We start from the raw sequence: 26,665 nt of genomic DNA, 5'->3' as shown, positions 1-26,665 counted from the left end.
CGACTATATAGAGGAAGGTTCGCGTCGCGGCGACAATGGAGTCCCCTAGTCGGGCTTCCCGATGGCCTACTTTCCGTGAACGATCTCTCCTTTTTCCTGCCTTGCGCCGCCGGCGTCGAGGAATTCCTTGCCCAGGAGGTGCACGCCCTGACCGGCCGCGCCGGGCAAGACCTGCTCACCCTGCGCGGCGGCGTGCGCGTGCGCGCCGACTGGCGCGACGGCCTGAAGCTCAACCTGCACAGCCGCCTCGCGCAGCGCGTGCTGGTCGAGCTGGCCCACGCGCCCTACCGCAGCGAGAACGACCTCTACGCCATCGCCAGTGGCGTGGCCTGGGAGATCTGGTTCACCCCGAAGCAGACTTTCAAGATCGAGACCACCGCCCAGCACAGCCCGCTGCAGAGCCTGAACTTCGCCACCCTGCGCATCAAGGACGCCATTGCCGACCGCTTCCGCGCCAAGGCCAACGGCGTGCGCCCGAGCATCGAGACCCAGTGGCCCGACTGCCGCGTGTTCGCCCACCTGACCACCGACACCTGCACGCTCTACATCGACACCAGCGGCGAGCCGCTCTTCAAGCGCGGCTGGCGCCAGGACAAGGGCGATGCCCCGCTGAAGGAAACCCTGGCCGCCGCCATGCTGGCCGCCAGCGGCTGGTGGAACCCCGAAACCGGCGAGGTGTCGGACCAACCCCTGTACGACCCTTGCTGCGGCAGCGGCACCATCGCCATCGAGGCGGCGCAGATCGCGCGCGGCATCGCGGCCGGTTCGCTGCGGCGCTTCGGCTTCGAGAAGCTGCTGCCCTTCCAGGCGCACGTGTGGTCGGCGATCAGGCAGGAGGCCGAGGACGCCGGGGGGGCCGTGGCGGATGCGGGCGTCCGCGTTTTCGGCTCCGACGTGTCGCACCGCATGGTCGATTTCGCCCAGCGCAATGCCGAGCGCGCCGGCGTGGCGCAGGCCGTGGAGTTCCGCGGCGGCGACGCGCTGCAGCGCATGCCGCCGGTCGAGGGCGGCGGCGTGATCATGCTCAACCCGCCGTACGGCGAGCGCATTGCCGTGGGCGGCGTGGCCGGCGCGGGCCGCCCCGGCGCGCGCGAGACGGCGCAGTCTTCCGAAGAGGATGGCAGCGACTTCTTCCCGCAGCTCGCCGCCCATTGGAAGAAGAGCTACGCCGGCTGGACCGCCTGGGTGCTCACGCCCGACCTGAAACTGCCGAAGCTGATGCGCCTGAAGGAATCGCGCCGCGTGCCGATGTGGAACGGGCCGATCGAATGCCGGCTGTTCCGCTTCGACATGGTCGCGGGCTCAGCGCGCAGGTAGCGCGGGCTGCTCGCCCTCGGGCCTGGGCTGCTGCTGCGGTTCCTTGGGCTCCTTCGGCCGCACGGCGCAGGCCGCGTTGATCGTCCGGGTGACAAGAACGAGCGCGCCGGCCAGGGTCATGGGACGCACGTCGCCGTCCTCGAAATGCCGCACCGCGATCGGCTCGCCGACAAAGTTCGGATGCCCGTAGTAGGTGGCGCTCACATAGCGCGCGCTGCGGGTCTCGCAGTCCACCTCGGCCTGGGCCCGGAAAGAGCGGTACTTGATGCCCTCGCGGCCCGTGCGGTCCTGCGGCAGGCTCATGCGAAGACTCACCTGGCGCTTCGACCCGTCGGCCTCGACGCTGGTCGGATCGACCTGCACGTAGCTGCCGGCCTCGTCGCCGGGCGTGCCCGCTAGCGTCAGCCACTCGGCCCGCACGCCCGCGGACGCGAGCAGGGCGAAGCAGAGCAGCGGAAGGCGTTTCATGAAAGAAGGGGTGCGAGGAAAGGCTACGAGCGGCGAAAAGCCCGATTGTCGTCGGCCAGCCTAACGGGGGGCTGACCGCGGCATCGCATGGTGCAACATCGGTGCAATTCCCCGCACATTCCATGACATTGACAGAACCCGCCACCGGCCTCGTCGTCATCGACACCAACATCGCGCTCGACCTGCTGGTCTTCGAAGACCCCGCCTGGGGCGCGCTGACCGAGCGGCTCGCCGCCGGCGAACTGAGCTGGCTGGCCACCGCCGCCATGCGCACCGAGCTGCAGCGCGTGCTGGGCTATCCGCTGATCGCCAGGCGCATGGCCCAGCGCGAACTGCAGGTGCCCGCGGTGCTCGCCGACTTCGATGCACGCGTGCGCATGCTCGAAGGCACGCCGCCGCGCGCGCCCTGCGTGTGCAGCGACCCCGACGACCAGGTCTTCATCGACCTGGCCGTGGCGCACAAGGCACTGCTGCTGAGCAAGGACCGGGCGGTGCTGTCGATGAAGAAGCGGCTGGCGCTGCGCGGGGTGGTGGTGCAGGCGGCGTTCGGGGGGTAGGGCGACGTCGGTTTCTGGCGTCAGGAATCAATTGACAACCTTTCCATCACCGAATTTGCTGGAAGAGGCTCTACATTTTTCAGAAGGGCGAGGGGGTGCGGTGATGGCATCGCAGGCTTCCGCTTGCCTCGACCAACTGGAAATCATGCAGCCATCCTTCGCGACCCTCTGGGCGAACCATCCGACGATCAAGGGAGACGACGCCTTGCTGGACAAGGACGTCTACAAGGATCAATGTGCCATCAACGTTGGAGCGGCATTCATCCGCTCCAGCCTGAGCCTCGGCAGCTTTCCGGGCGTCTACTCGTGGCAGAAGGACAGCCCGAAGTACCCGATCAGGGCCCAGGAACTGGCGAACTGGCTGGACTCGGGCAAGGCCGGCCTGATGTCTCGCACCGAGAAATACCCGGGCAAGGAAGGGTTCGAGAAAATCGCGGGGCGCACCGGGATCGTGTTCATCCAGAACTACTGGGGCGAGGGGCGGCAGGGTGACCACATCGATCTCTGGAATGGATCCCGTATGACGAAGCGGTCTTCGTGGTTCCTTATTCAGTGGCACATCTCATGGGAAGGAGCGTTGACCGACATGCGCCAAGCACAAGCCATATGGTTCTGGCCTGTCTTATGAAACTACTTGCTCGAGTGCTCTGCATCGTGGCCGGCGCGCTGGCGCTCAGCTTTCTCGTTGCGGTATGCGTGCTCATCCCTGCAGGGCAATGGTACGAAGTGAACCGGGCTCGGAGTTTCGACGAGCTGTCTGATGCCTATGCACTCTCGCTTGCGGTTCAGGCGATTGCCGCCGCCATTGGCGGCTGGCTCGGCGATCGACTGTTTCGCAAGTGGCGTAAGAGACGGTCTGACCGCGTATAGAGCCCCTGCCAAGCGGCGCCAGCGCAACCCCTATGACTCCGGGATATCACTCGAAAATTCTGCTTCGCTTCATCGGGATCGCGCTGGGCGGACTTGCCCTCGGCTTCGTCGTGACCAAGGGGCTCATCGCACCCATTGGCCATTGGTACGAAATGAACAGGGCTCAAAGTGAGAGCGATCTGACGCGAGCCTTCGCAATTGCCCTTGCAATACAAGTCCTTTGTGTCGTCGCCGGTGGCTGGCTCGGCAACCGGCTGTTCTGCAGATGGCGGCAGAAGCGCCTCGACCGCCGCTAGTGCTGCACCCCATTGCCAGGCTGCAGATGCCACCGCCCCAGCAACCGCGCCACCGCCCGCACGCGCTGCGTGTCGCGTCCCCAGCGCCGGCTGGCCGGCAGCTTCTGTGCCCACCTCATGCGCCTGGCCGCGTTGGCGATGCGCTCGCGCACCTCTTCGCCCACGCCGGCCAGGGCCGCGTGCCAGTGCTGGCCGGCGGCCTGGGGCGCGGCGGCTTCCAGCATCATGGCGGTGGAGTGCAGGTAGCTGAGCCAATCGCGGGCTTGGCATTCGGCCAGGGTCATGACCTCGGCCGGGTCGTCCTCGAAGTCGATGTAGCCGATCACGCCGTCGGGGCACTGCACGAGGTTGCGGTCGAAGGCCTGGCTCAGGTGCTGGCCGCATACGTGCACGGCGGCGATGGCGGCGAGGCCCTCGCGCCATACCGACAGCAGCGCGGCGGGACCGGCGGCGGCGGCCTGGTCGAGCCGCTCCTGCAGCACGACGGTCGCGCGGCCGCTTTCGCCCAGGTCGGAAATCAGCAGGCCGTCGGGCTGCTGCGCGAGCACCACCGGCACGCGCAGGCCGGCGGCGGCCAGCTGCTTGAGCCGGCGCGCCTCGGTGGCGATGGCCGTCTCGCCGCCCGGGTTGGGCACGGGCTTGATGACGTCCAGGCCCGCCATGCGCGCGACCGCCGCCATCACGCGATAGCCCCACTTGCCGTGCCGCGGCCCGGCCTTCTTGAGCCACACGCGCTCGCTGCCGAAGCGATGGCTGGCCACATTCTTCTGCTGCTGCGGCAGGGTGGCGCGCAGGAACTCGGCGTAATCGCCGGGCGCGGGCTGGTTGCGGGAAATCGCGTCAAGGGGCGCGGGCGCCGAAGCTGCGCCCTTGCGCGATTGCGGGCGCCGGCTGGCGCCTCTACTCAGTGGGTTCATGCGGCCATTGCGAAGCCCTCCACCAGCCCTTTCGGGCCCTGTGTGACGGGCTGGAAACTCCCTGCACTGGCCAGCGGCCAGTAGGTACGGAAGACATTGTGCTGCTCGTCGAGCGGGCCGAGCAAGGCGCCCGGCTGCACCTGCATCACCAGGTTGCTCAACAGGCGCACCTCGGTGTCGGAGATGCGGCGCACGATGTGGTGCGCGGTGATCTGCTGCGGATGGTCGAGGCCCGCGGCCTGCACCAGCTCCTGCAGCGCGTGCAGCGTGCTGCGGTGGAAGTTGTGCACCCGCTCGGCCTTGGTCGGCACCACCAGCGCCTGCTGGCGCAGCGGGTCTTGGGTGGTCACGCCCGTGGGGCAGTGGCCGGTGTGGCAGCTCTGGGCCTGGATGCAGCCCAGGGCCATCATGAAGCCGCGCGCGGCGTTGCACCAGTCGGCGCCCAGCGCCATCATGCGGGCCACGTCGAAGGCGGTGATGACCTTGGCGGCGCAGCCGATCTTGATACGGTGGCGCAGGTTCACGCCCACCAGCGTGTTGTGCACCAGCAGCAGGCCTTCCTGCAGCGGCGCGCCGACGTGGTCGCTGAACTCGACCGGCGCCGCGCCGGTGCCGCCCTCGGCGCCGTCGACCACGATGAAGTCGGGCGTGATGCCGGTGGCCTGCATCGCCTTGACGATGCCGAACCATTCCCAGGGATGGCCCAGGCAGAACTTGAAGCCGGTGGGCTTGCCTCCAGACAGCTCGCGCAGCCGGGCGACGAAATGCATCATCTCGGTGGGCGTGGAAAAAGCGCTGTGCGAGGCCGGCGAGATGCAGTCCACCCCCACCGGCACGCCGCGCGCGGCCGCGATCTCGGGCGTGACCTTGGGGGCAGGCAGCACGCCGCCGTGGCCGGGCTTGGCGCCCTGGCTCAGCTTGATCTCGATCATCTTCACCTGCGGGTCGCGCGCGTTGGCGGTGAAGCGCTCCTCGCTGAAGCTGCCGTCGTCGTTGCGGCAGCCGAAGTAGCCCGAGCCGATCTCCCAGATCAGGTCGCCGCCGTGCACGCGGTGATGCTGCGAGATCGAGCCTTCGCCGGTGTCGTGCGCGAAGCCGCCCATCCTGGCGCCCTTGTTGAGCGCGAGGATGGCGTTGGCCGACAGGGCGCCGAAGCTCATGGCGGAAATGTTGAAGACGCTGGCGCTGTACGGCTGCGTGCAGACCTGGGCAGCATTCGCGCCGGCCGGCTGCGGCGTGCCGCCGATCACGATGCGGAAGTCGTGGCCGGCCAGCCTGGTCGGCCGCATGGAGTGGTTGATCCACTCGTAGCCCGCGATGGTCACGTCCATCTGCGTGCCGAAGGGGCGGTTGTCGGGTTCGCCCTTGGCGCGCTGGTACACCAGCGAGCGCTGGGCGCGCGAGAAGGGCGCGGCCTCGGAGTCGCTCTCGATGAAGTACTGCCGCATCTCGGGGCGGATGAATTCCAGCAGGAAGCGCAGGTGGCCGATCACCGGATAGTTGCGCAGGATGGCGTGCCGGGCCTGTCGCAGGTCGTGCACGCCGGTACCTGTGAGTACCGCAAAGACGACGACGCCGATCCAGGCCAGCCAGAGATGCGGGGAGAGCAGCACGAAGGCCAGGGACGCCACCAGGCCGGCCACGCACAGTGCGAAAGCGCTGTAGCGCGCCGGAAACGGAATAATCGTGGGCATAGAAGAAATAGTCTCGACCGTGGCCTGCTGCATCATAGAGGGCTGCCCCGAACTTGCCATGACGACCATTCCCGACCCCATTTCGCCCCTTGAGAGCACCCCCGCAGCCCGCGCCCCCCTCGGTCCCGACGATTTCGACGCCCTCGACCAGGCCCTCGACGCCATGCGCGAGCACGACGAGGAAATCCCCCAGTGGGAGTTCTGCGAAGGCTTCATGGCCGCCCTGATCTGCACCCGCCGGCCCATCATGCCCTCCGAATACTGGCCCGTCCTGCTGGGCGACAACTTCTCTTCCGCCCAGCACATGGAGTTCGTCTGGAACTGGAAGCGCCGCTGGATCGAGATCGAGGAGGGCCTCGACGCCCCCGTCGAAACCCTCGACGACGAACGCAGCTGGCAGCCCGAGGTGCTCGACACCCGAGGCGCCATCGCCTCGCTGCCCGAGGAAGAGCGCGCCGAAGTGGCCGGCGAGGCCATTCCCTCCTTCGCCCAGGTCTGGGCGCTGGGCTTCATGTACGCCGTGGAGAACTGGCCCGAGGACTGGGCCGAGCCGCGCGACAAGGACGCCGCGCGCATGCTGAACGACGCGCTCGACAACATCGTCGCCCTCACCGAGGACGACACCGGCAAGCCCACGCTGTCGATGTACAGCGACGAAGCGCCGCCCAGCGTGAGCCAGCAGCGGCTCGACGACTTCGGCGCCGCCATCTGGGCGGTGTACGACCTGCGCCAGCTCTGGAAGAGCCTCGGACCGAAGGCCGAAACGATCCGCAAGGAAGCGACCCCCGGCCGCAACGACCCTTGCCCGTGCGGCAGCGGCAAGAAATACAAGAAGTGCCACGGTGCGTAACTGGGCTCACCCCCAGGCTTCGCGCACTTCGTGTCGCTGCGCCAACCCCCTTGCAGGGGGCAATACCTGCGGCCCGGCGAAGCCGGTTCCGCGGTATTCCTGAATGAAATCCGATGCGCCGCTTCCGGCCGTCGAGCCGCTCACGCCGCGCGCGGCCTGGGCGATGGTCCTGGCGCTGTGCGCCGGGGTCGCGCTGAGCCAGGCCTTCCGTACGGTGGGCGCCATCATGGCGAGTCCGCTCCAGGCCGATTTCCATCTTTCTGCACAGGCCCTCGGGATCTTCTCGGGGGCTTTTCATTTTGCGTTCGGCGCGATGCAGCTCTTCATGGGCATCGGCATCGACCTGCACGGCGTGCGCCGCACGGTGCTGGTGGCCTTTCCGGTCGCGATCGCGGGCGCGCTGCTGTCGGCGGTGTCGTCCAGTTACCTGGTGCTGGTGGCGGGGCAGGCGCTGATCGGCGTGGGCTGCGCGCCGGCCTTCCTGGTGTGCACGGTGTTCATCGCGCGGCACTTTCCGCCGGCGCGCTTCGCGACCGTGTCGGGCATGGTGCTGGCGGTTGGCGGCATCGGCATGCTGGCCACCGGCACGCCGCTGGCGTGGCTGGTGCAGGCGTATTCATGGCGCGCGGGCTTCCTGGTGCTGGCCGTGGCGGCGGCGCTGGCGTGGCTCGCGATCTGGTTCTGGGTGCACGAGCCCGCCACGGCCTCGGCGGGCAAGCGCGAGTCGGTTCCCGAAGCGATCCGCCAGTTCGGCGCGCTCTTCGCCATGCCGCACACGCTGGGCATCATGGTGCTGGGCGCGGTCACCTATGCCGCCTTCATCTCGCTGCGCGGCCTCTGGCTGGGCCCGCTGATGATGGAGCGCCACGGCTACTCGCTGGTGCAGAGCGGCAACGTGGCGCTGGCGGTGTCGGTGATCTCGCTCGTCGGCGCGCCGCTCTTCGGCCGGCTCGACCGCAGCGACGCCGTCTCGCGCCGACGCTGGATCGTGGTCTGCGGCCTGGGCTACGCAGGCCTCTTCGCGCTCATCGCGGTGCTGCACTCGGCCTGGCTCGACATCGCCGGCATGGTGCTGATCGGTGTGCTCTCGGGCTTCATCGTCTGGCAGTACGCCGACGTGCGCGGCGCCTACCCCGCCACGCTCACCGGCCGCGCGATGGCGGTGTTCACCATGGCGATGTTCCTCGGCGTGGCGCTGATGCAGTGGGGCACCGGCGTGGCCGCATCGATTGCAGCGGCGCATGGCGCCGATCCGCTCACGGCCGTGCTGGGCACGATCGCCGTGCTGCTGGTCGCCGGCATCGCGGCCTTCGCCTGGTTGCCCGCGCCGAAGGCCGACCCCGTCAGATTTTGAAGGCTCGCTGGATATCGGGCCGAACCAGGTCGGCGTACTCGCGGTGCTTGCGGATGTACCCCGCGATGAACTGGCACACCGGAATCACATGCAGCCCCTTGGCGCGCGCCTCGCCGAGCACGTGCTTCGCGATGCCCGAGCCCACGCCCTTGCCCTCGAACTCGGGCAGCACCTCGGTGTGGGTGAACATGATCGCGTCGGTCAGCAGGTTGTATTCGGCATAGCCGGCCAGCTTGCCGTCGAGTGTGGCCTCGTAGCGGTGCTGCGCTTCGTTGTTGGAAAGGACGAGGGCGTTGTCGTTGATGCTCATGGCTGTCGTGCGAGAAAGGTCTTGAGGTTGGCTGCGGCGGTGGCGCGCACCTTCTTGCGCAGCATGGGCGACCAGCCGAGCAGCAGGCCCGGTGTGCCGAGCGCCTGGCGCGACCAGGTCCAGAACGGGAAGCTGTCGCGGTGCGTGACGATCAGCCCTTCGGGCGTGAAGGTGAAGCGCGAATCGACGCTGTTGTCGACGATGCGATTGGTGGCGCTGAAGCGGTAGTGCGCGTCCCAGTGGGCGCTGCCGGTGCCGTCGTCGTTCGCCTTCACGTCGCGCCATGTCAGCTTCCACACGTCGGCGCCCTTGGCCCTGGTGCCGCCGGCCAGCATGCGCCACATGCCGCCCACCTCGCGGCGCCCGCGCAGCGAGAAGGCCTCGTCGTCGAACACGGCGTCGGGCGCGTAGCAGGCTTCCATGGCGGGGGCGTCCAGCCGGGCGAAGGCGCTGTAGAAGCGCTCGATGGTCTGTGCGTTGGTGGCTGCGGTCATGGGAGGCTCATGGTTGTTCGGTTTCTCGGGGCGGTCGGCGGAGCTTAAGCCATTGTTAACTGTTGGCGCCCTTTCGATAATCCGCGCGATGGATGAGCGCAGAAACTTCGTGCGGTTGCTGGGAGGCGGCGTCGTCATGGCGGCGGGTGCGGCCGCGCTGGCGACCTGGTGGCTGAACTCGGAAGTGCCGCCGGCCGCTCTGGAGATATGGAACGGCCCCGGCGACGAGCCCGACCTGCGCAAGCGCTCCATCGCCTACGCCGTCACCGCCCCCACCGCCTACAACCGGCAGCCCTGGCTGGTCGACCTGGGCGAGCCCGACGCCATCGTGGTGTATTGCGACCGCGAGCGCGTGCAGCCCGAGACCGACCCCTTCGGCCGGCAGGTGGTCATCGGCCACGGCGCCTTCATCGAACTGCTGGTGATGGCGCTCGCGCAGCACGGCGTGCAGGCCAGCGTGCAGCTGTGGCCGCAGGGCGAACTCAGCGGCGAGCCGCTGCGCTGGCCGCACATTCCGGTGGCGCGGCTGCGGCTGGCGGGAGGGGGCGTGCCCGATCCGCTGTTCGCGCAGGTGCTGCGGCGGCGCACGCCCAAGCAGCGCTTCGACCTCATGCGGCCGGTGTCCGCGGACATCCTGCAGGGCCTTGCTTCGATGGTGCCCCGGGGCGGCATGGTCAGTTCGGCCGGCACGGTGGACATGGCGCGCGTGCTGCCATTGCGCAAGCTCTGCGCCGCGGCGGCACGGGTGGAGCTCACCACGCCCGGCACCGCGATGGAAAACCTGCGGCTGCTGCGCGTCGGCCCGCAGGAGATCCTCGCGCACCGCGACGGCCTCTCGCTCAACGACCCGGCGTTGCGCGTGGCCGTGGCCCTGGGCCAGTTCGATCGCCGCGCGCCAGCGCCCGAGGACAGCCTGGCCTTCGGCCGCACGCTGCAACTCTTCGAGGACCAGGCCAACACCGCGATGGGCTTTCTCTGGCTCAGCACGCGCGGCAACAGCCGCACCGAGCAGATCGCCACCGGCCGCGCCTACGTGCGCCAGCAGCTGCGCGCCACCGACCTGGGCCTGGGCATGCACCCGATGAGCCAGCCGCTGGAGGAGTTCGCCGAGATGGCGCCGCACCATGCCGCCGCGCACGACTTGCTGCTGGGCACCGCGCCGCCGCGCGACCGGCGCAGCCCCACCGTGCAGATGATGTGCCGGCTCGGCTATCCGATGGCGCCGGTGCCGCCCGCGCCGCGCCGGCCGCTGGCCGACTTCATGACCGCCTGAACCGCGGACTCGGAGCGGGCTCAGTGCGCGAGCAGCAGCTCGACCAGCGTCTGCAGGGAGTGATGCACCGTGGCCGCGCGCACCGTGGCGCGGTCGCCGTCGAAGCGGCGGCGCTCGGTGCGCACCTCGCCGTCCACCGACCAGCCGAACCACACCGTGCCCACCGGCTTCTCGGGCGTGCCGCCCGTGGGCCCGGCCACGCCGGTCACGGCCAGCGCCACGCGCGAGGGCGGCGAGTGTTCGATCGCGCCCGTGGCCATGGCGCGCGCCACCGGCTCGCTGACTGCGCCGTGCGCGGCGATCGTGCTCGCATCCACGCCCAGCAGCTCGGTCTTGGCCTCGTTGGAATAGGTGATGAAGCCGCGCTCGAACCACGCGCTCGAGCCCGCGAGCTCGGTGCAGGCGGCGCCTATCAGCCCGCCCGTGCAGCTCTCGGCGGTGGCCAGCATCCAGCCCTTTTTCTGCAGCAGCTCGGCCAGCACCACGACCAGTTCGGGCGTGTCGTGATCCGCGAGGGCTTTCTTCAGTTGCATGGGAGGGGAAGAAGGAAAGAAGAGGAATTCATGGCGCTCACCACGCGCGCCACAGCGCGATGACCAGCAGCGTGCAGAAGGCCGCCACCAGGTCGTCGAGGATGATGCCGAAGCCCGCGCGCCACCAGCCCACCTCCGTCGAGTCGCGCTGCTTGAAGAGCGAATCGGCCCAGGCCACCGGTCCGGGCTTGGCGGCATCGAAGAAGCGGAAGAGCGCGAAGGCGACAGTCTGCGCGAGCAAGCCGGCAGGCGTGACCAGCCACAGCACGATCCAGAAGGCGACCACCTCGTCCCACACCACGGGGCTGGGGTCGGCCACGTTCATGTCGCGTGCGGTCACGGTGCAGGCCCACCAGCCGATGGGCAGCGAGGCCGCGATGATCCAGCCGATGGTGGCCGGCGTGAACCACAGCTGCATCACCGAGAACGCCACCCAGGCCCACAGCGTGCCAACCGTCCCAGGCGCGAAGCGCGGGAGTCCGGAGCCGAAACCCAGCGCGATGAAGTGCGCGGGGTGGGACAGAAGGAAGCGCAGCGTGGCGCGGCGCATCGGTGGTCGGGGCATGGCGCCGGAGGTCGTGGTGGACGAGGAGGACGAAGAAGAAGTATTGGAGGAAGCGGCTTGCATCGGGAAAGGAGTGTCGCGCATCCGGCGACTGGGCGGTTCGGCGGTGTTCTATTTATCAAAGCAATAACTTGTTTAATTGTCGGATGGCGCCTAGTATCCGGGCTCGTTCCGCTTCTTCAGGCCTCCGGCCCGCGCCCCATGTCTTCGGCTTCTTCCTCCTCTTCCGCAGCCCCGCATCCCCCGCCTTCCACCGCCGCCGCCTGGAGCGAGCTCTTCAGCGGCCGCAATGGCTGGCGCGCGCTGGCGCTCACGGGCGGTGTCGCGCTGCATGCGGTCAACGTGCACATCGTGACCACCGTGCTGCCCTCCGTGGTGCGCGAGATCGGCGGCCTCGACTGGTATGCCTGGAGCACCACGCTCTTCGTGATCGGCTCGATCCTCGGCGCCACGCTGTCGGTGCGGCTGCTCGCGGTGCTCGGCCCGCGCGGCGCCTGCCTGGCGGCGCTGGCGGTGTTCAGCGCCGGCTCGATCGGCTGCGCGCTCGCGCCTGCCATGCCGTGGATGCTGGCGGGCCGCACGGTGCAGGGGCTCGGCGGCGGGTTGCTCGCGGCGCTGAGCTACGGGCTGATCCAGCTGGTGTTCGAGCAGCGGCTGTGGCCGCGCGCGGTGGCGCTGGTGTCGGGCATGTGGGGCGTGGCCACGCTGTGCGGGCCGGCGGTGGGCGGGCTCTTCGCGCAGGCCGGGCACTGGCGCTGGGCCTTCTGGTTCCTGCTGCCGGTGGCAGCGGCGCAGGCGCTGCTGGTGCTCGTGCAGCTGCGGCCCTCGATGGGCGTGAAGCACGAACGGCCCGCCGCCGCGCCGCGCGTGCCGGCATTGCAGATCGGCCTGCTCGCGGCCTCGGTGCTGGCGATCGCGGCCAGCGGCCTCGTGCCCGACCTGCGCTGGCAAGCCGCCGGCGTGGCGGCGGGGCTGGCCATCGGCTTCGCCGCCACGCGTATCGACAGCCGCGCCGCCGTGCATGTGCTGCCGCGCGGCGCCTATGCCCTGAGCGCGCCGCTGGGCGCCATCTATGCCAGCGTGGCGCTGCTGCTGATCGGCAGCACCACCGAAATCTTCGTGCCGTACTTCCTGCAGCTGCTGCACGGCCACTCGCCGCTGGCGGCGGGCTATCTCACGGCCGCGATGGCGGGCGGCTGGAGCGCGGGCTCGCTGCTGTCCTCGGGCCGCATCGGCGCGGGCGCCGACCGCATGCTGCGCGCTGGCCCCGTGGCCTGCACGCTGGGGCTGCTGGCGCTCGCATGGCTGCTGCCTGTGCCGGGCGCGATGAACGCCGGCTTCGAGACCTTGCTGATCGCCCTCGCGCTGGCGGCCGTGGGGCTCGGCGTGGGCATCGGCTGGCCGCACCTGATCACGCGCGTGATGTCGCTGGCGCCGAAGGGCGAGCAGGGGCTGGCCTCGGCCTCGATCACCACCGTGCAGCTCTACGGCATGGCCGTGGGCGCGGCGGTGGCGGGGCTGGTGGCGAATGCGGCGGGGCTCAGCGTGCCGGGCGGTGTGGAGGGAGCGAGATCGGCGGCCGTGTGGCTGTTCACGGGATTCGCGTTCGCACCGGCCATCGCGGCATGGCTTGCGTACCGCGTCGTCGCGCGGCGCGGCGGCTGGTGAGCCGGCGGGAGGCTCAGGCCACCACGCCTTCCCAGGCCAGCGCCTTGCGGCGCGCCCGGATGCGCTGGCCCTCGCCGCGCAGCGTGCCCACAAGGTCGTAGACCTCGGACGGCAGGTGCGCGCCGCGCCAGGCCACGTGCTGGTCGGCGCGGCACAGCACGAGGCGATGGGTGTAGACCTTGGGCACTTCTTCCGTCTCGATGTCGAGCACGGTGAGCGGCATGCTGTAGGCGGCCGCCGCACGCTCCAGCGGACGTACGTCCACGCTGCGGTCGAAGCGCAGCATGGTGTAGCCGGGGCCGAATGCGTCGTAGACCGAACGGCCGTCCGCGAGCCGGAAATGCGGCGCGCGGCAGCCGGGCACGGTGGAGGGCGTGAACTCGCCCATGGAGTAGGGCGGCGCCGTGTGCTCGCCGTCCGCCACGATGATCGGGGAGCCGCTGTAGAAGTAGCCGAAGTTCAGCCCGCCGCAGCAGAACTGCTGCACGTTGAGCTCGTAGGCCTCATGGCCGATCTCGGCGCGCAGCGCGTCGCCCGCGGGGCCGGGCTCTTCGATGTTCTGCGGCACGGCGCGGCGCGCGCGGATCATCTTCTGCGCATGGTTCATCGCGAAGTTCGATACCTGCTCGGTGATCGGCAGGCGCTCGGCCTCGTAGGCATCGAGCATGGCCTCGTCGCCCCAGCCCTGCACCACGGCGCCCAGCAGCCACGACAGGTTGAGGGCATCGGCGATGCCCGCGTTCATGCCGTAGCCCGCGTAGGGCACCCACAGGTGCGCCGCGTCGCCCGCGAGGAACACGCGGCCCTCGCGGAAGCGGTTGGCCACGAGGCGGCGGCCGATCCAGTCTTCCTTGCTGATGATCTCGTACTCGAAATCGGGGCCCACGCCGAGGATGTTGCGCAGCGACTGGTCGCGGTCCACCGAATCGAACTCCGGCTCCTCCGCGTTCAGGTGGTTGTGCACCAGCCAGGTCTCGTGCCCGTCGATGGCGAACATCGTGCCGCAGCGGCGCGGGTTCATCGCGTAGTAAGACCACGCCGGCTTGCCCGGAATGAGCGCGCGCAGCCCCGGCGCGCGGATGAAGGTCGACTGCACGCGCTGGATCACCGCGGTGCCCTCGAGCTTCGCGCCGATCTGCTTGCGCACCGCCGACGAGCCACCGTCGCAGCCCACCATGTAGCGGCAACGGATGCTGCGGGTGACGCCGCTTTCCATGTCGGTGGCGATCGCGGCCACGCCGGTGTCGTCCTGCGTGAAGCCCGCGAACCGCGTGCGGTTGAGCAACCGCACGCCCGGCAGCGAGGCCGTGTGCTTCAGCAGGATGGGCTCCAGGTAGAGCTGGTTGATGCGGTGCGGCGGCTCCGGCGTGGGCCACCATGCATCGGGGCCTTCGGTCTCGGTGTAGCGGTCGCGCCGGCACGGGATCGGAATGCGCGTGAGCTCCGTGCCGGTGACAGTGGTGCGGAACGCCACGTCGTTCGGATAGTCGGCCGGCAGCCCCGCGTCGCGCAGCTTCTGCGCCACGCCCAGGCGGCGGAACTGCTCCATGGTGCGAGAGGACACGTGATTGCACTTCACGTTCGGCGGCTCGGCGAAGCGGCGCGTCTCGCAGATCACGACCGAGACGCCGCGCGATGCGAGGTCCATGGCCAGCGTGAGGCCCACGGGACCGGCGCCGACGATCATCACGTCGGCCTGCAATTCGTCGGTCGCTGCTGCTGCTTCTGCTGGTGTGTGGCTGGGAGCGGTCATGTTCTGGCGGGGAGAGCTGTCGTCGCAGGTCAGTCGAGCCGGATGCGGGCGGTCTGGATCACCTGCGCCCACTTCTTCGTCTCGGATCGGATGTACGCCTCGAAGGCTTCGGGCGAGGTCGGCGAAGGTTCGGCGCCGAGGTTGCGCATCGTGGCCTTGATCTGCTCGTCGCCCAGCGCCGCGTTGATCTCGGCATTCAGCCGCGCGACGATGGGCGCCGGCGTGCCGGCGGGCGCGACCACGCCGAACCAGCCGGTGGAGTCGTAGCCGGGCAGGCCGGCCTCGGCCACCGTGGGCACCTCGGGCAGCATCGGCACGCGCTGCGCGCTGGTCACGGAGAAGGCGATCAGCTTGCCGGCCTTGATCTGCTGCAGCGAGGCGGGCAGGTCGACCAGCGCGAGTGGAATCTGTCCCGCAATGGCATCGAGCGCCGCCGGGCCCGAGCCGCGGTAGGGCACCTCGACGAACTTCACGTCGGCCATCTGCGCGAAGAGCGCCGCCGAAAGATGCATGGCGGTGCCGTTGCCGCCATGGCCGATCGACAGCGTGCCGGGGCTCGCCTTCGCCAGCGCGATCAGCTCGCGCTGCGTGCGCGCCGCGATCGACGGGTGTCCCACGATCACGAAGGGCGTGGCCGCGACCATGCCCACGGGCTTGAAGTCCTTCACCGGATCGAAGGGCATCTGCGCATAGAGGCTCACGTTGGCCGCCAGCGCGCCCGCAGCGCCCAGCCCCAGCGTGTAGCCGTCGGCCGGCGCCTTGGCCACCAGCGAGAGCCCCACGTTGCCGCCCGCGCCCGGCTTGTTGTCGATCACCACCGGCTGGCCCAGCTTGTCGTTGAGGCGCGGCACCAGCAGGCGCATTACCGCGTCGGCGCTGCCGCCGGGCGGGAAGGTCACGACGAGGCGGATGGGCCTGTTCGGGAAGTCGCCAGCGGCCTGCGGCGGCGACGCAAGCGCCTGCGCGAAGCTCCTGCCGCCGGTCAGTGCCGCACCCGCCGCGGTGAGCAGCAGCCGTCGGCGGAGCGCACTCTTCCCGGGTGCAAGAGGTGCAGCGGCCATCGGGTCTCCTTGGATGTAATGCGTCTTTCGGACGATTGAACGATGGCCGGATTCATTCGTAAATCAAGAAATTTCTAATGAAATATCATATTTGCTGATGAATGCGAACTTCAGTCCTACGATCCGCCAGCTGCGCGCGTTCCTCGCGGTGTACCAGCTGAAGAAGCTCAGCGCGGCGGCGCAGCGGCTGTTCGTCACGCAGTCGGCGGTGAGCATGCTGATCCGCCAGCTCGAGGAGGGGCTGGACACGCGCTTGTTCGACCGCACCACGCGTTCGCTGAAGGCCACGGCGGCGGCCGAGCAGATGATGGTGACGGTCGAGCGCATCCTGCGCGACGTGGATTCGCTGTCGAACGACTTCCGCGAACTCGCCACGCTCGAGCGCGGCCGCGTCACGCTCGCCATCACGCCCACGCTCGCCGCCTTCCTGCTGCCCGACGCGATGCGCTCGTTCAACGAGCAGCATCCCGGCGTGCGCGTGCTGGTGAACGACTGCGCGCCCGACCAGTTCATCTCGCGCATCATCGGCGAGCATGTGGACTTCGGCATCGGCACGCCCGAGCGGCCCGGCGCCGAGGTCGAGGTGCAGCGCCTCATGCGCGACCACCTCGCCCTGGTCTGCCGCGAAGACCATCCGCTGGCCAAGGCCCGCGTGGTGCGCTGGAGCGACCTGGCGGGCCATCCCCTCATCACCGTGCGCCCGGGCTACGGCGTGCGGCCGCTCATCGACGGCACCGCCGCCGAGGCGGGCGTGGCGCTCGACGTGGTCAACGAGGTGTCGTTCCTCTCCACGGCGCTCTGGATGACGGCCGTGGGCATGGGCGCGTCGATCATGCCCTCGGCCTTCGCGCGCGCGCAGGCCGACCCGTCGCTGGTCATCAAGGTGCTGAGCTCGCCGCGCGTGGCGCGCGACATCTCCATCGTCACCAAGCGCGGCCACTCGCTCTCGGCCGCCGCGCGCGCCTTCATCGACGCGCTGAAGCGCTCCCTATAATTTTTTCCGCACAACAACGGAGGGCCTTGGCCATGAGAACTTTCATTCGACGTCTCGGGGCCATGTCGCTCCTCGTCGCCTTCAGCCTCGCGCTGGTGGCCTGCGGCAACAAGGAGGCCGAGCAGCGCAAGGCCTTCATCTCCTTCCTGCAGACCCGCGTGCTCGACAAGCCCGGTCTGCGCGTGCCGGTGCCCACGGCCGAAGAGAAGGCTTCGTTCGGCGACTACGCGCAGCACTACGCGGTGATCACCGATTTCAACGAGGGCATGAACAAGTCGGTGAGCCAGCCCATGACGCAGATCATGGCCAAGGGCGCGCTGCGTTCCATTGCCGACCTGCCCGCGCGCCGCGACGATCTCAAGGCTGCAAAGGATGGCCTCACCGGCCTGCGCACCGCGCTCGACCAGCAGTCCGCCAAGGCCGACGCCGCGCACGCGCAGCTCAAGCAGCCCGACGACCTGAAGCAGGTCTACGACAAGGCCTACGAGAAGACCGTGACCACGCCGTCCGCCACCTTCAAGGAAGTGTTCCCCGCGCTCGACACCGTGTTCGACAGCGCGCTGGCCATCGGCGACTTCATGGAGAAGAACAAGTCGAAGATCCAGGTCTCGGGCAGCAGCGTCGCGGTGACAGACCCGGTGGTGCAGGCCGAGCTCAACAAGATGCTGCAGCAGCTCAACGGCCAGTCGGCCGCCATCAATGCCGCCCAGCAGAAGATGCAGGCGGTGGTCAGGGGCTCCTGACCGCAGCCGCGTGGCCGCGCGGCGGCCTGGCTTCAGACGAAGTGGTCGAACGAGCCGAAGCGCTGTGACACCGGCGCGCCGGTGGCGTCGACGATGCGCAGGCCGGCGTCGGCCTCGATGCGGCCGATGCGCGTGACGCGCGTGGCGCTGCTCAGGCCGGCCTGCATGACCGCCTCGCGTGCCGGGGCGGGCGCGGTGAACACCAGCTCGTAGTCGTCGCCGCCCGAGAGCGCGCAGGTGCGCAGCGCTTCGCGGCCCAGGCTGCCGGTGTCGACGGAGATCAGCGCGGTGGCCGCGTCGGCGTCGAGCGTGGCGCCCACGGTGCTGGAGGCGAGGATGTGGCCCAGGTCGCCGATCAGCCCGTCGCTCACGTCCACCGCCGAGGTGGCGATGCCGCGCAGGGCCTGCCCGAGCGCCACGCGCGGCGTGGGCTGTTCCATGCGTTCGCGCGCCGATTCGAAGGCCTCGGCGCGCAGCGAGACCGTGCCGCGGAACACTTCGAGCGCCAGCCGCGCATCGCCAAGCGTGCCGCTCACCCAGATGTCGTCGCCCGCGCGCGCGCCCGAACGCAGCAGCGCCGCGCCGGCCGGCACTTCGCCGAAGACCGTGATGCAGATGTTGAGCGGGCCGCGCGTGGTGTCGCCGCCCACCAGCTCGCAGCCGTGGGCATCGGCCAGCGCGAGCAGGCCGCGCGAGAAGCCTTCGAGCCAGGGCTCGTCCACGCCGGGCAGCGCAAGCGCCAGCGTGAAGGCCAGCGGCTTCGCGCCGCAGGCCGCCAGGTCGCTGAGGTTCACCGCCAGAGCCTTGTGGCCCAGCCGGGCCGGATCGACGGTTGAAAGAAAGTGCCGCCCCTCGACCAGCATGTCGGAAGAAACGGCCAGCTGCATGCCTGCAGCCGGCGCGAGCAGTGCGCAGTCGTCGCCCACGCCCAGCGGGGAGCGCGTGGCGGGGCGCTTGAAATAGCGTGCGATCAGGTCGAATTCACCCATGGGGGTGAGAGCATAAGGGCTGCGCCACTGGATGCCGTTCCCGGTGCGGCAGGCGCAGCGCCTGGAGCAGCCGCGCGCCAGCGTCCGCGAGAACATCCTCGTTGTGAATCTCGATGGCGGCCAGCCCCGGCGGAATGCGGAAATCGAGCGCGCGCCGCACGCGTGCCTCCACCATCTCGGCGGATTCGCGGCCGCGCGCAGTCAAGCGGCGGCGCAGCGTCTCGACGCTGGCCGTGACATGCACGACCGTCATCTTCGGAAAGCGCCGCGCGGCCTCCGGCAGGTAGGCGCGCGATCCGTTGACGATGACGGTGCCGCCATCGCTCGGCGGCGTCAGCTCGGTGTGGCGCACGCCGTAGCACAGCCCGTTGGCTTCCCACTCGAGCCCGAAGATGCCGGCTTCGCGCAGCCGCTGGAAGCCGCGCCGGTCGATGCTGTCGTGCTGTTCGCCGCCTGCAGCCGCAGGGCGCGTGATGGTGCGGCGCGCGAAGGCGACGGGTGCATCGTGCGGGAGATGGTTCTTCAGCCAGCCGAGCAGGCTGTCCTTGCCGGCACCGGAAGGCCCGGCCACGTAAACGAGGCGGCCGGTCATCGGCCCAGCTCCATCTGCGCGAGGCATACGAAGTCGGCGCCGGGCGAGGGTTCGGCGAAGAGGCTGACGGCCTCGAAGCGCAAGGGCGCCGATGACGACAGCAGTGGCGCGAAGTGCTGCCGTGCCGCCGCCTGCAAGGCCGCCACCATGCCCGGCTCGACGCCGCGCAGCGAGCCGGTCAGCGACATGTGGAAGCGGAAGCGGTCCATCACGAACGGGTAGCCCCAGCGCAGCAGCAGCGCGTCTTCCTCGGGTGTGAGCCCGGCCGCGCGGCGGCGCTGGAGTTCCGAAGGCGGGAGAGGCTCGGCAAAAGGGTGCAGCTGCATCACGCAGGCATCGGCTGCCGCGCGCAGCGATGCGTCGGGGCGGGTGGGCACGAGTGCGAGGAAATCGCCGAGCAGCGCGACTTCCAGCGCGGGCATATCGAAGGGCTGCAGCGTGCGGCAGAGCGCCTGCATGCCGGCGCGAAGGTCCGCCTCGCTGAACTGAGGCTTCAGCACCAAGGGCGCCGCGAGCGTGGCGTGCCAGCCGTAGCGCCGGGGTGCGGCGGTGAGCTTCTGCTGCAGCTCGCCAGGTACTCCTTCGATGGCGGGCAGCGGCCATGTGCGTCCGCTTGCGGCGCATCGACCGAGCCAGCGACTGCCGGCCTCCCACCACGCGCTTTCGACCGGCGGTGCGAAGTAGGCGGCGTAGCGATGGTGCTCACTCATCGTGGGTCACCGTCAGCGAGATGCGGTCCCCGGCGAACCAGGTGCGGGCGTATTCGATGGGCACCGCGGCGGTGTCGATGTTGACGCTCTCGACGAAGAGCACCGGCCGGCTAACCGGCTGGCGCAGATGGGCCGCCACCACGGGCTCGGGCATCTGCGCAGCGATGCGGCTGTCGCGCCGCGTGTAGTCGTCCACGCCGTGGGCCTCGAAAGCTGCGGTGATGGAGCCGGTCTCGCGCACCACCTCCTCGAGCGTCGCGAAGCGCGGCAGCGGGAAGAAGCGCTCGCTGAAATGCAGCGGCTGCCCTTCGGCATCGCCGATCACGTTCAGGCACAGCAGCGTGCTGCGCGCCGCCACGTCCAGCGCGCGTGCCTGCGCGGCGGTGGCGCGTACCGTGCTCGCGGCCACCACGCTCAGCGCGCCGCGCAGGCCGGCCAGCGCCATGCGCTGGTGGTGGCGCGGGCGTTTGACCAGCGCGAGGTCCATCGCGAATTCCTCGACATAGGTGCCGCTGCCCTGCGTCACGCGCAGCAGGCCCTGGCTCGTGAGGTCCGCCAGCGAGCGGCGGATGGTGTGGCGGTTGACGCCGTATTGCTCGGCCAGCGCGTGCTCGGGAGGAAGGCGCTGCCCCGGGGGATAGACGCCGCGCGCGATCGCATCGGCGATGTCGGCTGCGATGCGGGTCCAGAAGCTGTCGCGTGCGGGTCGGGCTGGAAGCGATGCGGAAGAACTTGTCGTGCTTGTCATGAAGTCGTCTTGAGCGCTCTCTAAGCTCGCGCCGGTTGTCGAATTTGTCTATACAACTTTGAGAGTATCACTTACATGTTTCATGCTTTTGACACGGAACCGCCCGGGCGCCCGCTGGATCGTGCCCAGTGGATGGCCATGCTGGCGCGGGCTCCGCTGGAGCTGCTGGAGCCTGCGCTCGGTGTACACGCGCAGGGTACGCCACACTGGCTGCGCGCGCCGGAGACCGGCCTCGTGATGGTGCAGGGCCGCGCGGGCGGCTCGGGCGAGCGCTTCAACCTCGGCGAAGTCACGGTCACGCGCTGCGCACTGCGCCTCGGCGAGGCTGGCTCCCCGGTCGGCGTCGCCTACGTCATGGGCCGCTCGCATCGCCATGCGCAACTGGCTGCCGTGGCCGACGCACTGCTGCAGGACCCGGCACAACAGCCGGCACTGGACGCGCAATTGCTCGCACCCGTGCGCAGCCATCTCGAACTGCGGCGTGCGAAGCGCCAGGCCAGTGCGCAGAGCAGCAAGGTCGAATTCTTCACCGTCGCGCGCGAATCCGGCGACACCGAAGGCGAGGACGACGCCGAATGACCACACTCGATCTCTCCACGCTCGGCGCCGGCTTCTCCGACGCGGCTATCGGCAGCCAATCGGCTTTTCGCGCCGCGCTGCATGCGCTCTCGCATCCCGGCCGCGTGGTCACCCTGGCGCACGACGCGCAGACACCGTCGCGCGGCCATCCCGCTTCCGCCGCGCTGCTGCTCGCATTGCTCGACCCCGATTGCACGCTGTGGCTCTCTCCCTCCCTCGCAGGCAGCGATGCCGCCGCCTGGCTGCGCTTCCACACCGGCTGCGTGCTGGTCGACAAGCCCGAGGCCGCGCAGTTCGCATGGGTGGCGCAGGGCGACGAATGCCCGGAGCTCGACCGCTTCGCGCAGGGCAGCGATGCCTATCCCGACCAATCGACGACCTGCGTGGTCGACGTGACGGCTCTCGATGAAGGTGGCTCCGGCGCATGGACGCTGCGCGGCCCCGGCATCCGCGAAAGCGCGTCGATCGCCGTCGACGGCCTGCCGCGCACCGGCGCGACGACCTTCGCCGCGCAGTGGGCCGCCAACCACGCGGCCTTTCCGCGCGGCGTCGACATCTTCCTGGCCGCGCCGGGGCAGATCGTCGGCCTGCCGCGCACCACGCGCATCGAACAGGAGGCTTGAGATGTACGTTGCAGTCAAGGGCGGCGAGACCGCCATCCTCAACAGCTACAGGCTGCTCGCCGAGCAGCGCCGCGGCGACGCAGGCACGCCCGAACTCTCGGTTCAGCAGATTCGCGAGCAGCTCAGGCTCGCCGTCGACCGCGTGATGACCGAGGGCTCGGTGTACGACCCCGAACTCGCCGCGCTCGCCATCAAGCAGGCGGCCGGCGACGTGGTCGAAGCCATCTTCCTGCTGCGCGCCTACCGCGCGACGCTGCCGCGCCTGGGCTCCAGCGTGGCGCTCGATACCGCGCGCATGCAGCTGGACCGCCGTATCTCGGCCACCTTCAAGGATCTGCCCGGCGGCCAGGTGCTGGGCCCGACCTACGACTACACGCAGCGTCTGCTCGACTTCACGCTGCTGGCCAATGGCCAGCAGATCGGCGATGCGCCCGCCGCGACATCCACCGCCGAAGCACCGGCCTTCACGCCGCGCGTGGTCGATCTGCTGAATCACGAAGGCCTCATCGAGACGCACGAAGTGCCGCCCGGCGATCCGGCTCCCGTGGACCTTACGCGCACGCCGCTGCGCTTCCCGGCCGACCGCGCGACGCGCCTGCAGAACCTGGCGCGTGGCGACGAGGGCTTCCTGCTGGCCATGGCGTACTCGACGCAGCGCGGCTATTCGCACAGCCAYCCCTTCGTCGGCGAGATCCGCGTGGGCACCGCCGAGCTGGAGATCGTGCCGGAAGAACTGGGCTTCGCCATCTCCATCGGCGACATGGCGCTCACCGAATGCGAGATGGTCAACCAGTTCGCGGGCAGCAAGACCGAGCCGCCGCAGTTCACGCGCGGCTACGGCCTGACCTTCGGCCACTGCGAGCGCAAGGCCATGGCCATGAGCCTGGTCGACCGCGCGCTGCGTGCCGAAGAGCTGGGCGAGCCCGTGGAGGCGCCGGCGCAGATGCAGGAGTTCGTGCTCTCGCACAGCGACAGCCTGGAGGCCTCGGGCTTCGTGCAGCACCTGAAGCTGCCGCACTACGTCGACTTCCAGTCCGAACTCGAGCTCGTGCGAAAGATGCGCGCCAACGGCGCAGGAAAAGAGGATCCGCAATGACCGCCGACACCACCGACACCAGCTACAACTTCGCCTACCTCGACGAGCGCACCAAGCGCATGATCCGCCGCGCCATCCTCAAGGCCGTGGCCATCCCCGGCTACCAGGTGCCCTTCGGCTCGCGCGAGATGCCGCTGCCCTACGGCTGGGGCACGGGCGGCATCCAGGTCACGGCGGCGGTCATCGGGCCGCGGGACGTGCTCAAGGTCATCGACCAGGGCTCGGACGACACCGTCAACGCGGTCAACATCCGCCGCTTCTTCCAGCGGACCACGGGCGTGGAGACCACCACGCGCACCGTCGAGGCCACGCTGATCCAGACCCGCCACCGCATTCCCGAGGCGCCGCTGGCCGAGGGCCAGGTGCTGGTCTACCAGGTGCCCGTGCCCGAGCCCATGCAGCGCCTGGAGCCGCGCGAGGCCGCCACCCGCACGCTGCATGCGCTCGCCGAGTACGGCCTGATGCACGTCAAGCTCTACGAGGACATCGCGCGCTACGGCCATATCGCCACCACCTACGACTACCCGGTGCTGGTCAACGGCCGCTATGTCATGTCGCCTTCGCCGATCCCGAAGTTCGACAACCCCAAGATGCACATGAACCCCGCGCTGCAGCTCTTCGGCGCGGGCCGCGAGAAGCGCATCTACGCGGTGCCACCCTATACGCCGGTGGAAAGCCTGTGCTTCGACGACCACCCCTTCGAGGTGCAGCGCTGGGACGTGCCTTGCGCGCTGTGCGGCGCGACCGACAGCTTCCTCGACGAAATCATCACGGACGACCGCGGCACCCGCATGCACGTGTGCTCCGACTCCGACCACTGCCATTCGCGCCAGCAGGAGCAGCAGCCGCAACAGCAGCCGGTCCCCGCGCCCCGGAGCGAACCCGAACAGGCTCTTCCTGCATGAACACGCCCAATACAAATTCCCCCTTGCTGCGCGTGCGCGGCATCGCCAAGCGCTATGGCGAGCGCGTGGCGCTGCACGACGCTTCCTTCGATCTCTGGCCCGGCGAGGTGCTGGCCGTGGTCGGCGAATCAGGCTCCGGCAAGTCGACGCTGCTCAACGCCATCGCCGCGCGCGACAAGCCCGATGCCGGCAGCGTCGAGTTCCAGGTGCGCGGCGGCGGCCTGCAGGAAGTCTTCGGCATGACCGAGGCCCAGCAGCGCATGCTGGCGCGCACCGACTGGGGCTTCGTGCACCAGAACCCGGCCGACGGCCTGCGCATGGAGGTGTCGGCCGGCGCGAATGTCGGTGAGCGGCTCATGGGCCTGGGCGAGCGCCACTACGGGCGCCTGCGCGCCACCGCCGCCGAATGGCTGGGCCGCGTCGAGATCGACCCGGCGCGCATCGACGACGCACCGCGCACCTTCTCCGGCGGCATGCGGCAGCGCCTGCAGATCGCGCGCAACCTCGTGACCCAGCCGCGCCTGGTGTTCATGGACGAGCCGACCTCCGGGCTCGACGTGTCGGTGCAGGCGCGCCTGCTCGACCTGCTGCGCCAGCTCACGCGGCAGATGCAGCTCGCGGCCATCGTCGTCACGCACGACCTCGCGGTGGCGCGGCTGCTCGCCCACCGCATGCTGGTGATGCAGCAGGGCCGCGTGGTCGAGGCCGGCCTCACCGACCAGGTGCTGGACGACCCGCAGCACGCCTATACCCAATTGCTCGTTTCCTCGGTACTGCAACCATGATGGCTACTCCGATGCTTCAACTCCATGGCGTGGCCAAGCGCTTCACGCTGCACCGCCAGAACAGCCTCGAGCTGCCCGTGTTCGACGACGTGGACCTGAGCGTGTCCGCCGGCGAATGCGTGGTGCTCGACGGTGCCTCCGGGCTTGGCAAGAGCACGCTGCTCAAGCTGGTCTACGCCAACTACCGCGCCAGCGCGGGCAGCATCACCGTGCAGTCGCCCACGGGCCCCGTGGACGTGACGCAGGCCACGCCGCGCGAGATGGTGAGCCTGCGCCGCGACACCATCGGCTACGTGAGCCAGTTCCTGCGCGTGATCCCGCGCGTGCCGGCGCTCGACGTGGTGGCCGAGCCGCTGGCCGAGGACGCGGGCGACGACCCCGCCGCCATCGAGGCCGCGCGCGAGGAGGCCCGCCGCTGGCTCGAACGCCTGCGCATTCCCGAGCGCCTGTGGCACCTGCCGCCCGCCACCTTCTCGGGCGGCGAGCAGCAGCGCATCAACATCGCGCGCAACATGATCAAGCCCAAGCCGCTGCTGCTGCTGGACGAGCCGACCGCCTCGCTCGACGCGGCCAACACCGGCACCGTGATCTCGCTGATCCGCGAGGCCACCGCGCGCGGCGCGGCCACGGTGGGGATCTTTCACGACGCCGAAGTCGGAGCGGCCGTCGCAACGCGTCGCGTTGACGTCGGCGCCTTCAGGAGCAGGCGATGAGCACGACGGCGGTATTCGCCAACGCACGCATGGTGCTGCCGGACGAGGTCGTTTCGGGCGCGCTCACCGTGCACGGCGGGCGCATCGCCAGCATCGACGCGGGCCCCACCGCCGAAGGCAGTGTCGACCTCGACGGAGACTTCCTGCTGCCTGGCCTCGTGGAGGTGCACACCGACAACTTCGAGCGCCACCTGATGCCGCGGCCGAAGGTGCACTGGGGCCCGCTGCCCGCGCTGCTGGCGCACGACGCCGAGATGGCGGCCGCCGGCATCACGACGGTGTTCGACGCGCTGGGCGTGGGCGAGGCCGATCCCGACAGCGTGCGCGGCAGCACCTGGGAAGCGACGCTGACCACGCTGGACGCCTGCGCCGCGCAGGACCTGCTGCGCGCGGACCATCACCTGCACGTGCGCTGCGAGCTGCCGGCGCCCAACACCATCGAGCTGTTCGAGCCTTTCCACGGCCACCCGCGGCTGTCGCTGATCTCGCTGATGGACCACACGCCGGGCCAGCGCCAGTGGGAGAACATCGAGATCGCCCGCGTCTACTACACCGGCAAGAAGGGCTGGAGCGACAGCAAGTTCGACGAGCGCGTGGCACAGGCCGGCGCGCTGCAGGCCGAGTACGCGCTGCCGCACCGGCGCTTCTTCGTCGACTACTGCCGCACGCACGGCATCGCGCTCGCGAGCCACGACGACACCACGGTGGCGCACGTGGAGCAGGCGCATGCCGAGGGCGCGAGCATGTCGGAGTTTCCGACCACGCTGGCGGCCGCGCGCGCGGCGCACGGGCTGGGCCTCTCGAGCGTGATGGGCGGGCCGAACGTGATGCGCGGCGGGTCGCACTCCGGCAACGTCGCGGCGGCCGATCTGGCGCGCCACGGGCTGCTCGACATCCTCTCGTCCGACTACGTGCCCAGCAGTCTGCTGGGCGCCGCGATGCGGCTGGTGCACGACGGGATCGTCACGCTGCCGCAGGCCATTGCGATGGTGACGCGCACGCCGGCGCGGGCGGCGCGGCTGAATGATCGTGGCGCGCTCGAAGTCGGCCTGCGCGCCGATCTGGTGCAGATGCGCATGTGCACGCTGCATGACGGCGTGCGGTACCCGGTGGTGCGCGCTGTCTGGCGCGAAGGCCGAAAAGTGCTCTGAACGGTTCTGACATTTGGTCGTCGCCGAAGTGTCGCCAGCCCGTCACACGGGCTGGTG

General features: G+C 69.7%; 31 protein-coding genes. 18 read left to right on the top strand and 13 right to left on the bottom strand.

Going from position 1 to position 26,665, the window contains the following annotated elements:
* Positions 1-75: 75 nt before the first annotated feature.
* Positions 76-1,317 carry a class I SAM-dependent RNA methyltransferase gene (locus QMO14_RS00340; protein WP_301503618.1) on the top strand — a complete coding sequence of 414 codons (1,242 nt, stop codon included), beginning with the start codon at positions 76-78 and terminating at the stop codon, positions 1,315-1,317.
* Here QMO14_RS00340 and QMO14_RS00335 read toward each other — a convergent pair.
* Positions 1,303-1,785 (bottom strand): surface-adhesin E family protein, encoded by a 483-nt coding sequence (locus tag QMO14_RS00335; RefSeq protein WP_301503617.1) that lies wholly within the window; start codon positions 1,783-1,785, stop codon positions 1,303-1,305. The two genes, QMO14_RS00340 and QMO14_RS00335, sit on opposite strands and share 15 nt — an antisense overlap.
* A 122-nt stretch (positions 1,786-1,907) precedes the next feature.
* Here QMO14_RS00335 and QMO14_RS00330 point away from each other — a divergent pair, with 122 nt between their 5' ends.
* From QMO14_RS00330 to QMO14_RS00315, 4 genes are read left to right on the top strand one after another with little or no spacing between them, the layout of a single operon-like run.
* On the top strand, positions 1,908-2,342 hold the full coding sequence (locus tag QMO14_RS00330; RefSeq protein WP_301503616.1) for a putative toxin-antitoxin system toxin component, PIN family: 435 nt from the start codon (positions 1,908-1,910) through the stop codon (positions 2,340-2,342).
* A 31-nt stretch (positions 2,343-2,373) separates the two neighbouring features.
* A complete protein-coding gene (locus QMO14_RS00325; protein ID WP_301503615.1) occupies positions 2,374-2,970 on the top strand; it encodes a type VI secretion system amidase effector protein Tae4 in 597 nt (198 codons plus the stop codon).
* On the top strand, positions 2,967-3,212 hold the full coding sequence (locus QMO14_RS00320) for a hypothetical protein (RefSeq protein WP_301503614.1): 246 nt from the start codon (positions 2,967-2,969) through the stop codon (positions 3,210-3,212). Before QMO14_RS00325 ends, QMO14_RS00320 begins: the two co-directional genes overlap by 4 nt.
* 32 nt (positions 3,213-3,244) lie before the next feature.
* Positions 3,245-3,508, top strand: coding sequence for a hypothetical protein (locus tag QMO14_RS00315; protein ID WP_301503613.1), 264 nt, complete (start codon positions 3,245-3,247; stop codon positions 3,506-3,508).
* On the opposite strand, the gene QMO14_RS00310 is transcribed toward QMO14_RS00315, so the two are convergent.
* Together QMO14_RS00310 and QMO14_RS00305 are read right to left on the bottom strand one after the other, a co-directional pair.
* On the bottom strand, positions 3,505-4,425 hold the full coding sequence (locus QMO14_RS00310; RefSeq protein ID WP_301503612.1) for a hypothetical protein: 921 nt from the start codon (positions 4,423-4,425) through the stop codon (positions 3,505-3,507). The genes QMO14_RS00315 and QMO14_RS00310 overlap by 4 nt on opposite strands.
* Positions 4,422-6,119: an FMN-binding glutamate synthase family protein gene (locus QMO14_RS00305; protein ID WP_301503611.1), complete on the bottom strand. Its 1,698-nt coding sequence runs from the start codon at positions 6,117-6,119 to the stop codon at positions 4,422-4,424. Before QMO14_RS00305 ends, QMO14_RS00310 begins: the two co-directional genes overlap by 4 nt.
* 58 nt (positions 6,120-6,177) lie before the next feature.
* Here QMO14_RS00305 and QMO14_RS00300 point away from each other — a divergent pair, with 58 nt between their 5' ends.
* Positions 6,178-6,969 carry a UPF0149 family protein gene (locus QMO14_RS00300; protein ID WP_301503610.1) on the top strand — a complete coding sequence of 264 codons (792 nt, stop codon included), beginning with the start codon at positions 6,178-6,180 and terminating at the stop codon, positions 6,967-6,969.
* A gap of 103 nt (positions 6,970-7,072) precedes the next feature.
* The gene (locus QMO14_RS00295) at positions 7,073-8,323 is read left to right on the top strand and encodes a nitrate/nitrite transporter (protein ID WP_301503609.1); all 1,251 of its coding nucleotides are present in this window, start codon (positions 7,073-7,075) and stop codon (positions 8,321-8,323) included.
* Here QMO14_RS00295 and QMO14_RS00290 read toward each other — a convergent pair.
* Positions 8,313-8,633: a GNAT family N-acetyltransferase gene (locus QMO14_RS00290; protein WP_301503608.1), complete on the bottom strand. Its 321-nt coding sequence runs from the start codon at positions 8,631-8,633 to the stop codon at positions 8,313-8,315. The two genes, QMO14_RS00295 and QMO14_RS00290, sit on opposite strands and share 11 nt — an antisense overlap.
* Positions 8,630-9,127, bottom strand: coding sequence for a nuclear transport factor 2 family protein (locus QMO14_RS00285; RefSeq protein ID WP_301503607.1), 498 nt, complete (start codon positions 9,125-9,127; stop codon positions 8,630-8,632). The genes QMO14_RS00290 and QMO14_RS00285 overlap by 4 nt, the downstream gene beginning before the upstream one ends.
* 88 nt (positions 9,128-9,215) lie before the next feature.
* On the opposite strand from QMO14_RS00285, the gene QMO14_RS00280 reads away from it, so the two are divergent.
* Entirely contained in the window at positions 9,216-10,400 is a 1,185-nt protein-coding gene (locus QMO14_RS00280) for a twin-arginine translocation pathway signal protein (RefSeq protein ID WP_301503606.1), read from the top strand.
* 20 nt (positions 10,401-10,420) lie between these two features.
* Here QMO14_RS00280 and QMO14_RS00275 read toward each other — a convergent pair whose 3' ends face one another.
* Positions 10,421-10,933 (bottom strand): CinA family protein, encoded by a 513-nt coding sequence (locus tag QMO14_RS00275; RefSeq protein WP_301503605.1) that lies wholly within the window; start codon positions 10,931-10,933, stop codon positions 10,421-10,423.
* Between the two features lie 37 nt (positions 10,934-10,970).
* Positions 10,971-11,498, bottom strand: coding sequence for a phosphatidylglycerophosphatase A (locus QMO14_RS00270; protein ID WP_301503895.1), 528 nt, complete (start codon positions 11,496-11,498; stop codon positions 10,971-10,973).
* A 201-nt stretch (positions 11,499-11,699) separates the two neighbouring features.
* Between QMO14_RS00270 and QMO14_RS00265 the strand changes: the two genes are divergently transcribed.
* Positions 11,700-13,166, top strand: coding sequence for an MFS transporter (locus tag QMO14_RS00265; protein WP_301503604.1), 1,467 nt, complete (start codon positions 11,700-11,702; stop codon positions 13,164-13,166).
* A gap of 13 nt (positions 13,167-13,179) precedes the next feature.
* Here QMO14_RS00265 and QMO14_RS00260 read toward each other — a convergent pair whose 3' ends face one another.
* Positions 13,180-14,919, bottom strand: a complete 1,740-nt coding sequence (locus QMO14_RS00260) for an FAD-dependent oxidoreductase (protein WP_301503603.1) — start codon at positions 14,917-14,919, stop codon at positions 13,180-13,182.
* Positions 14,920-14,948: 29 nt separating this feature from the next.
* Positions 14,949-15,980 (bottom strand): tripartite tricarboxylate transporter substrate binding protein, encoded by a 1,032-nt coding sequence (locus QMO14_RS00255; protein ID WP_301503602.1) that lies wholly within the window; start codon positions 15,978-15,980, stop codon positions 14,949-14,951.
* A 97-nt stretch (positions 15,981-16,077) separates the two neighbouring features.
* On the opposite strand from QMO14_RS00255, the gene QMO14_RS00250 reads away from it, so the two are divergent.
* Both QMO14_RS00250 and QMO14_RS00245 read left to right on the top strand, forming a co-directional pair.
* Positions 16,078-16,974, top strand: a complete 897-nt coding sequence (locus QMO14_RS00250; protein ID WP_301503601.1) for a LysR family transcriptional regulator — start codon at positions 16,078-16,080, stop codon at positions 16,972-16,974.
* Between the two features lie 32 nt (positions 16,975-17,006).
* Positions 17,007-17,717 carry a DUF3053 domain-containing protein gene (locus QMO14_RS00245; protein ID WP_301503600.1) on the top strand — a complete coding sequence of 237 codons (711 nt, stop codon included), beginning with the start codon at positions 17,007-17,009 and terminating at the stop codon, positions 17,715-17,717.
* A 32-nt stretch (positions 17,718-17,749) separates the two neighbouring features.
* Here QMO14_RS00245 and thiL read toward each other — a convergent pair whose 3' ends face one another.
* Genes thiL through phnF form a run of 4 tightly spaced genes read right to left on the bottom strand, consistent with a single transcriptional unit; the run spans position 17,750 to position 20,756 of the window.
* Entirely contained in the window at positions 17,750-18,706 is a 957-nt protein-coding gene (gene thiL, locus QMO14_RS00240) for a thiamine-phosphate kinase (RefSeq protein WP_301503599.1), read from the bottom strand.
* Positions 18,699-19,298: a phosphonate metabolism protein/1,5-bisphosphokinase (PRPP-forming) PhnN gene (gene phnN / locus QMO14_RS00235; RefSeq protein ID WP_301503598.1), complete on the bottom strand. Its 600-nt coding sequence runs from the start codon at positions 19,296-19,298 to the stop codon at positions 18,699-18,701. Before phnN ends, thiL begins: the two co-directional genes overlap by 8 nt.
* Entirely contained in the window at positions 19,295-20,008 is a 714-nt protein-coding gene (locus QMO14_RS00230; protein WP_301503597.1) for a DUF1045 domain-containing protein, read from the bottom strand. Before QMO14_RS00230 ends, phnN begins: the two co-directional genes overlap by 4 nt.
* Positions 20,001-20,756, bottom strand: coding sequence for a phosphonate metabolism transcriptional regulator PhnF (phnF, locus tag QMO14_RS00225; RefSeq protein WP_301503596.1), 756 nt, complete (start codon positions 20,754-20,756; stop codon positions 20,001-20,003). Before phnF ends, QMO14_RS00230 begins: the two co-directional genes overlap by 8 nt.
* A gap of 75 nt (positions 20,757-20,831) precedes the next feature.
* Between phnF and phnG the strand changes: the two genes are divergently transcribed.
* The 7 genes from phnG to QMO14_RS00190 are packed head-to-tail and all read left to right on the top strand — an operon-like array spanning position 20,832 to position 26,608.
* A complete protein-coding gene (phnG, locus tag QMO14_RS00220; RefSeq protein WP_301503595.1) occupies positions 20,832-21,335 on the top strand; it encodes a phosphonate C-P lyase system protein PhnG in 504 nt (167 codons plus the stop codon).
* Positions 21,332-21,958 (top strand): phosphonate C-P lyase system protein PhnH, encoded by a 627-nt coding sequence (phnH, locus tag QMO14_RS00215; RefSeq protein WP_301503594.1) that lies wholly within the window; start codon positions 21,332-21,334, stop codon positions 21,956-21,958. The genes phnG and phnH overlap by 4 nt, the downstream gene beginning before the upstream one ends.
* 1 nt (position 21,959) lies before the next feature.
* The gene (locus QMO14_RS00210) at positions 21,960-23,054 is read left to right on the top strand and encodes a carbon-phosphorus lyase complex subunit PhnI (protein ID WP_301503593.1); all 1,095 of its coding nucleotides are present in this window, start codon (positions 21,960-21,962) and stop codon (positions 23,052-23,054) included.
* Entirely contained in the window at positions 23,051-23,959 is a 909-nt protein-coding gene (locus QMO14_RS00205; RefSeq protein ID WP_301503592.1) for an alpha-D-ribose 1-methylphosphonate 5-phosphate C-P-lyase PhnJ, read from the top strand. Before QMO14_RS00210 ends, QMO14_RS00205 begins: the two co-directional genes overlap by 4 nt.
* Positions 23,956-24,744, top strand: coding sequence for a phosphonate C-P lyase system protein PhnK (gene phnK / locus QMO14_RS00200; RefSeq protein ID WP_301503591.1), 789 nt, complete (start codon positions 23,956-23,958; stop codon positions 24,742-24,744). The genes QMO14_RS00205 and phnK overlap by 4 nt, the downstream gene beginning before the upstream one ends.
* The gene (gene phnL, locus QMO14_RS00195) at positions 24,744-25,457 is read left to right on the top strand and encodes a phosphonate C-P lyase system protein PhnL (protein WP_301503894.1); all 714 of its coding nucleotides are present in this window, start codon (positions 24,744-24,746) and stop codon (positions 25,455-25,457) included. Before phnK ends, phnL begins: the two co-directional genes overlap by 1 nt.
* The gene (locus QMO14_RS00190) at positions 25,454-26,608 is read left to right on the top strand and encodes an alpha-D-ribose 1-methylphosphonate 5-triphosphate diphosphatase (RefSeq protein WP_301503590.1); all 1,155 of its coding nucleotides are present in this window, start codon (positions 25,454-25,456) and stop codon (positions 26,606-26,608) included. Before phnL ends, QMO14_RS00190 begins: the two co-directional genes overlap by 4 nt.
* Positions 26,609-26,665 lie beyond the last annotated feature (57 nt).

It is taken from the genome of Variovorax sp. CAN15 (assembly GCF_030462475.1).
GTDB lineage: Bacteria > Pseudomonadota > Gammaproteobacteria > Burkholderiales > Burkholderiaceae_C > Variovorax.
This window is presented reverse-complemented; position numbering and strand designations above follow the sequence as displayed.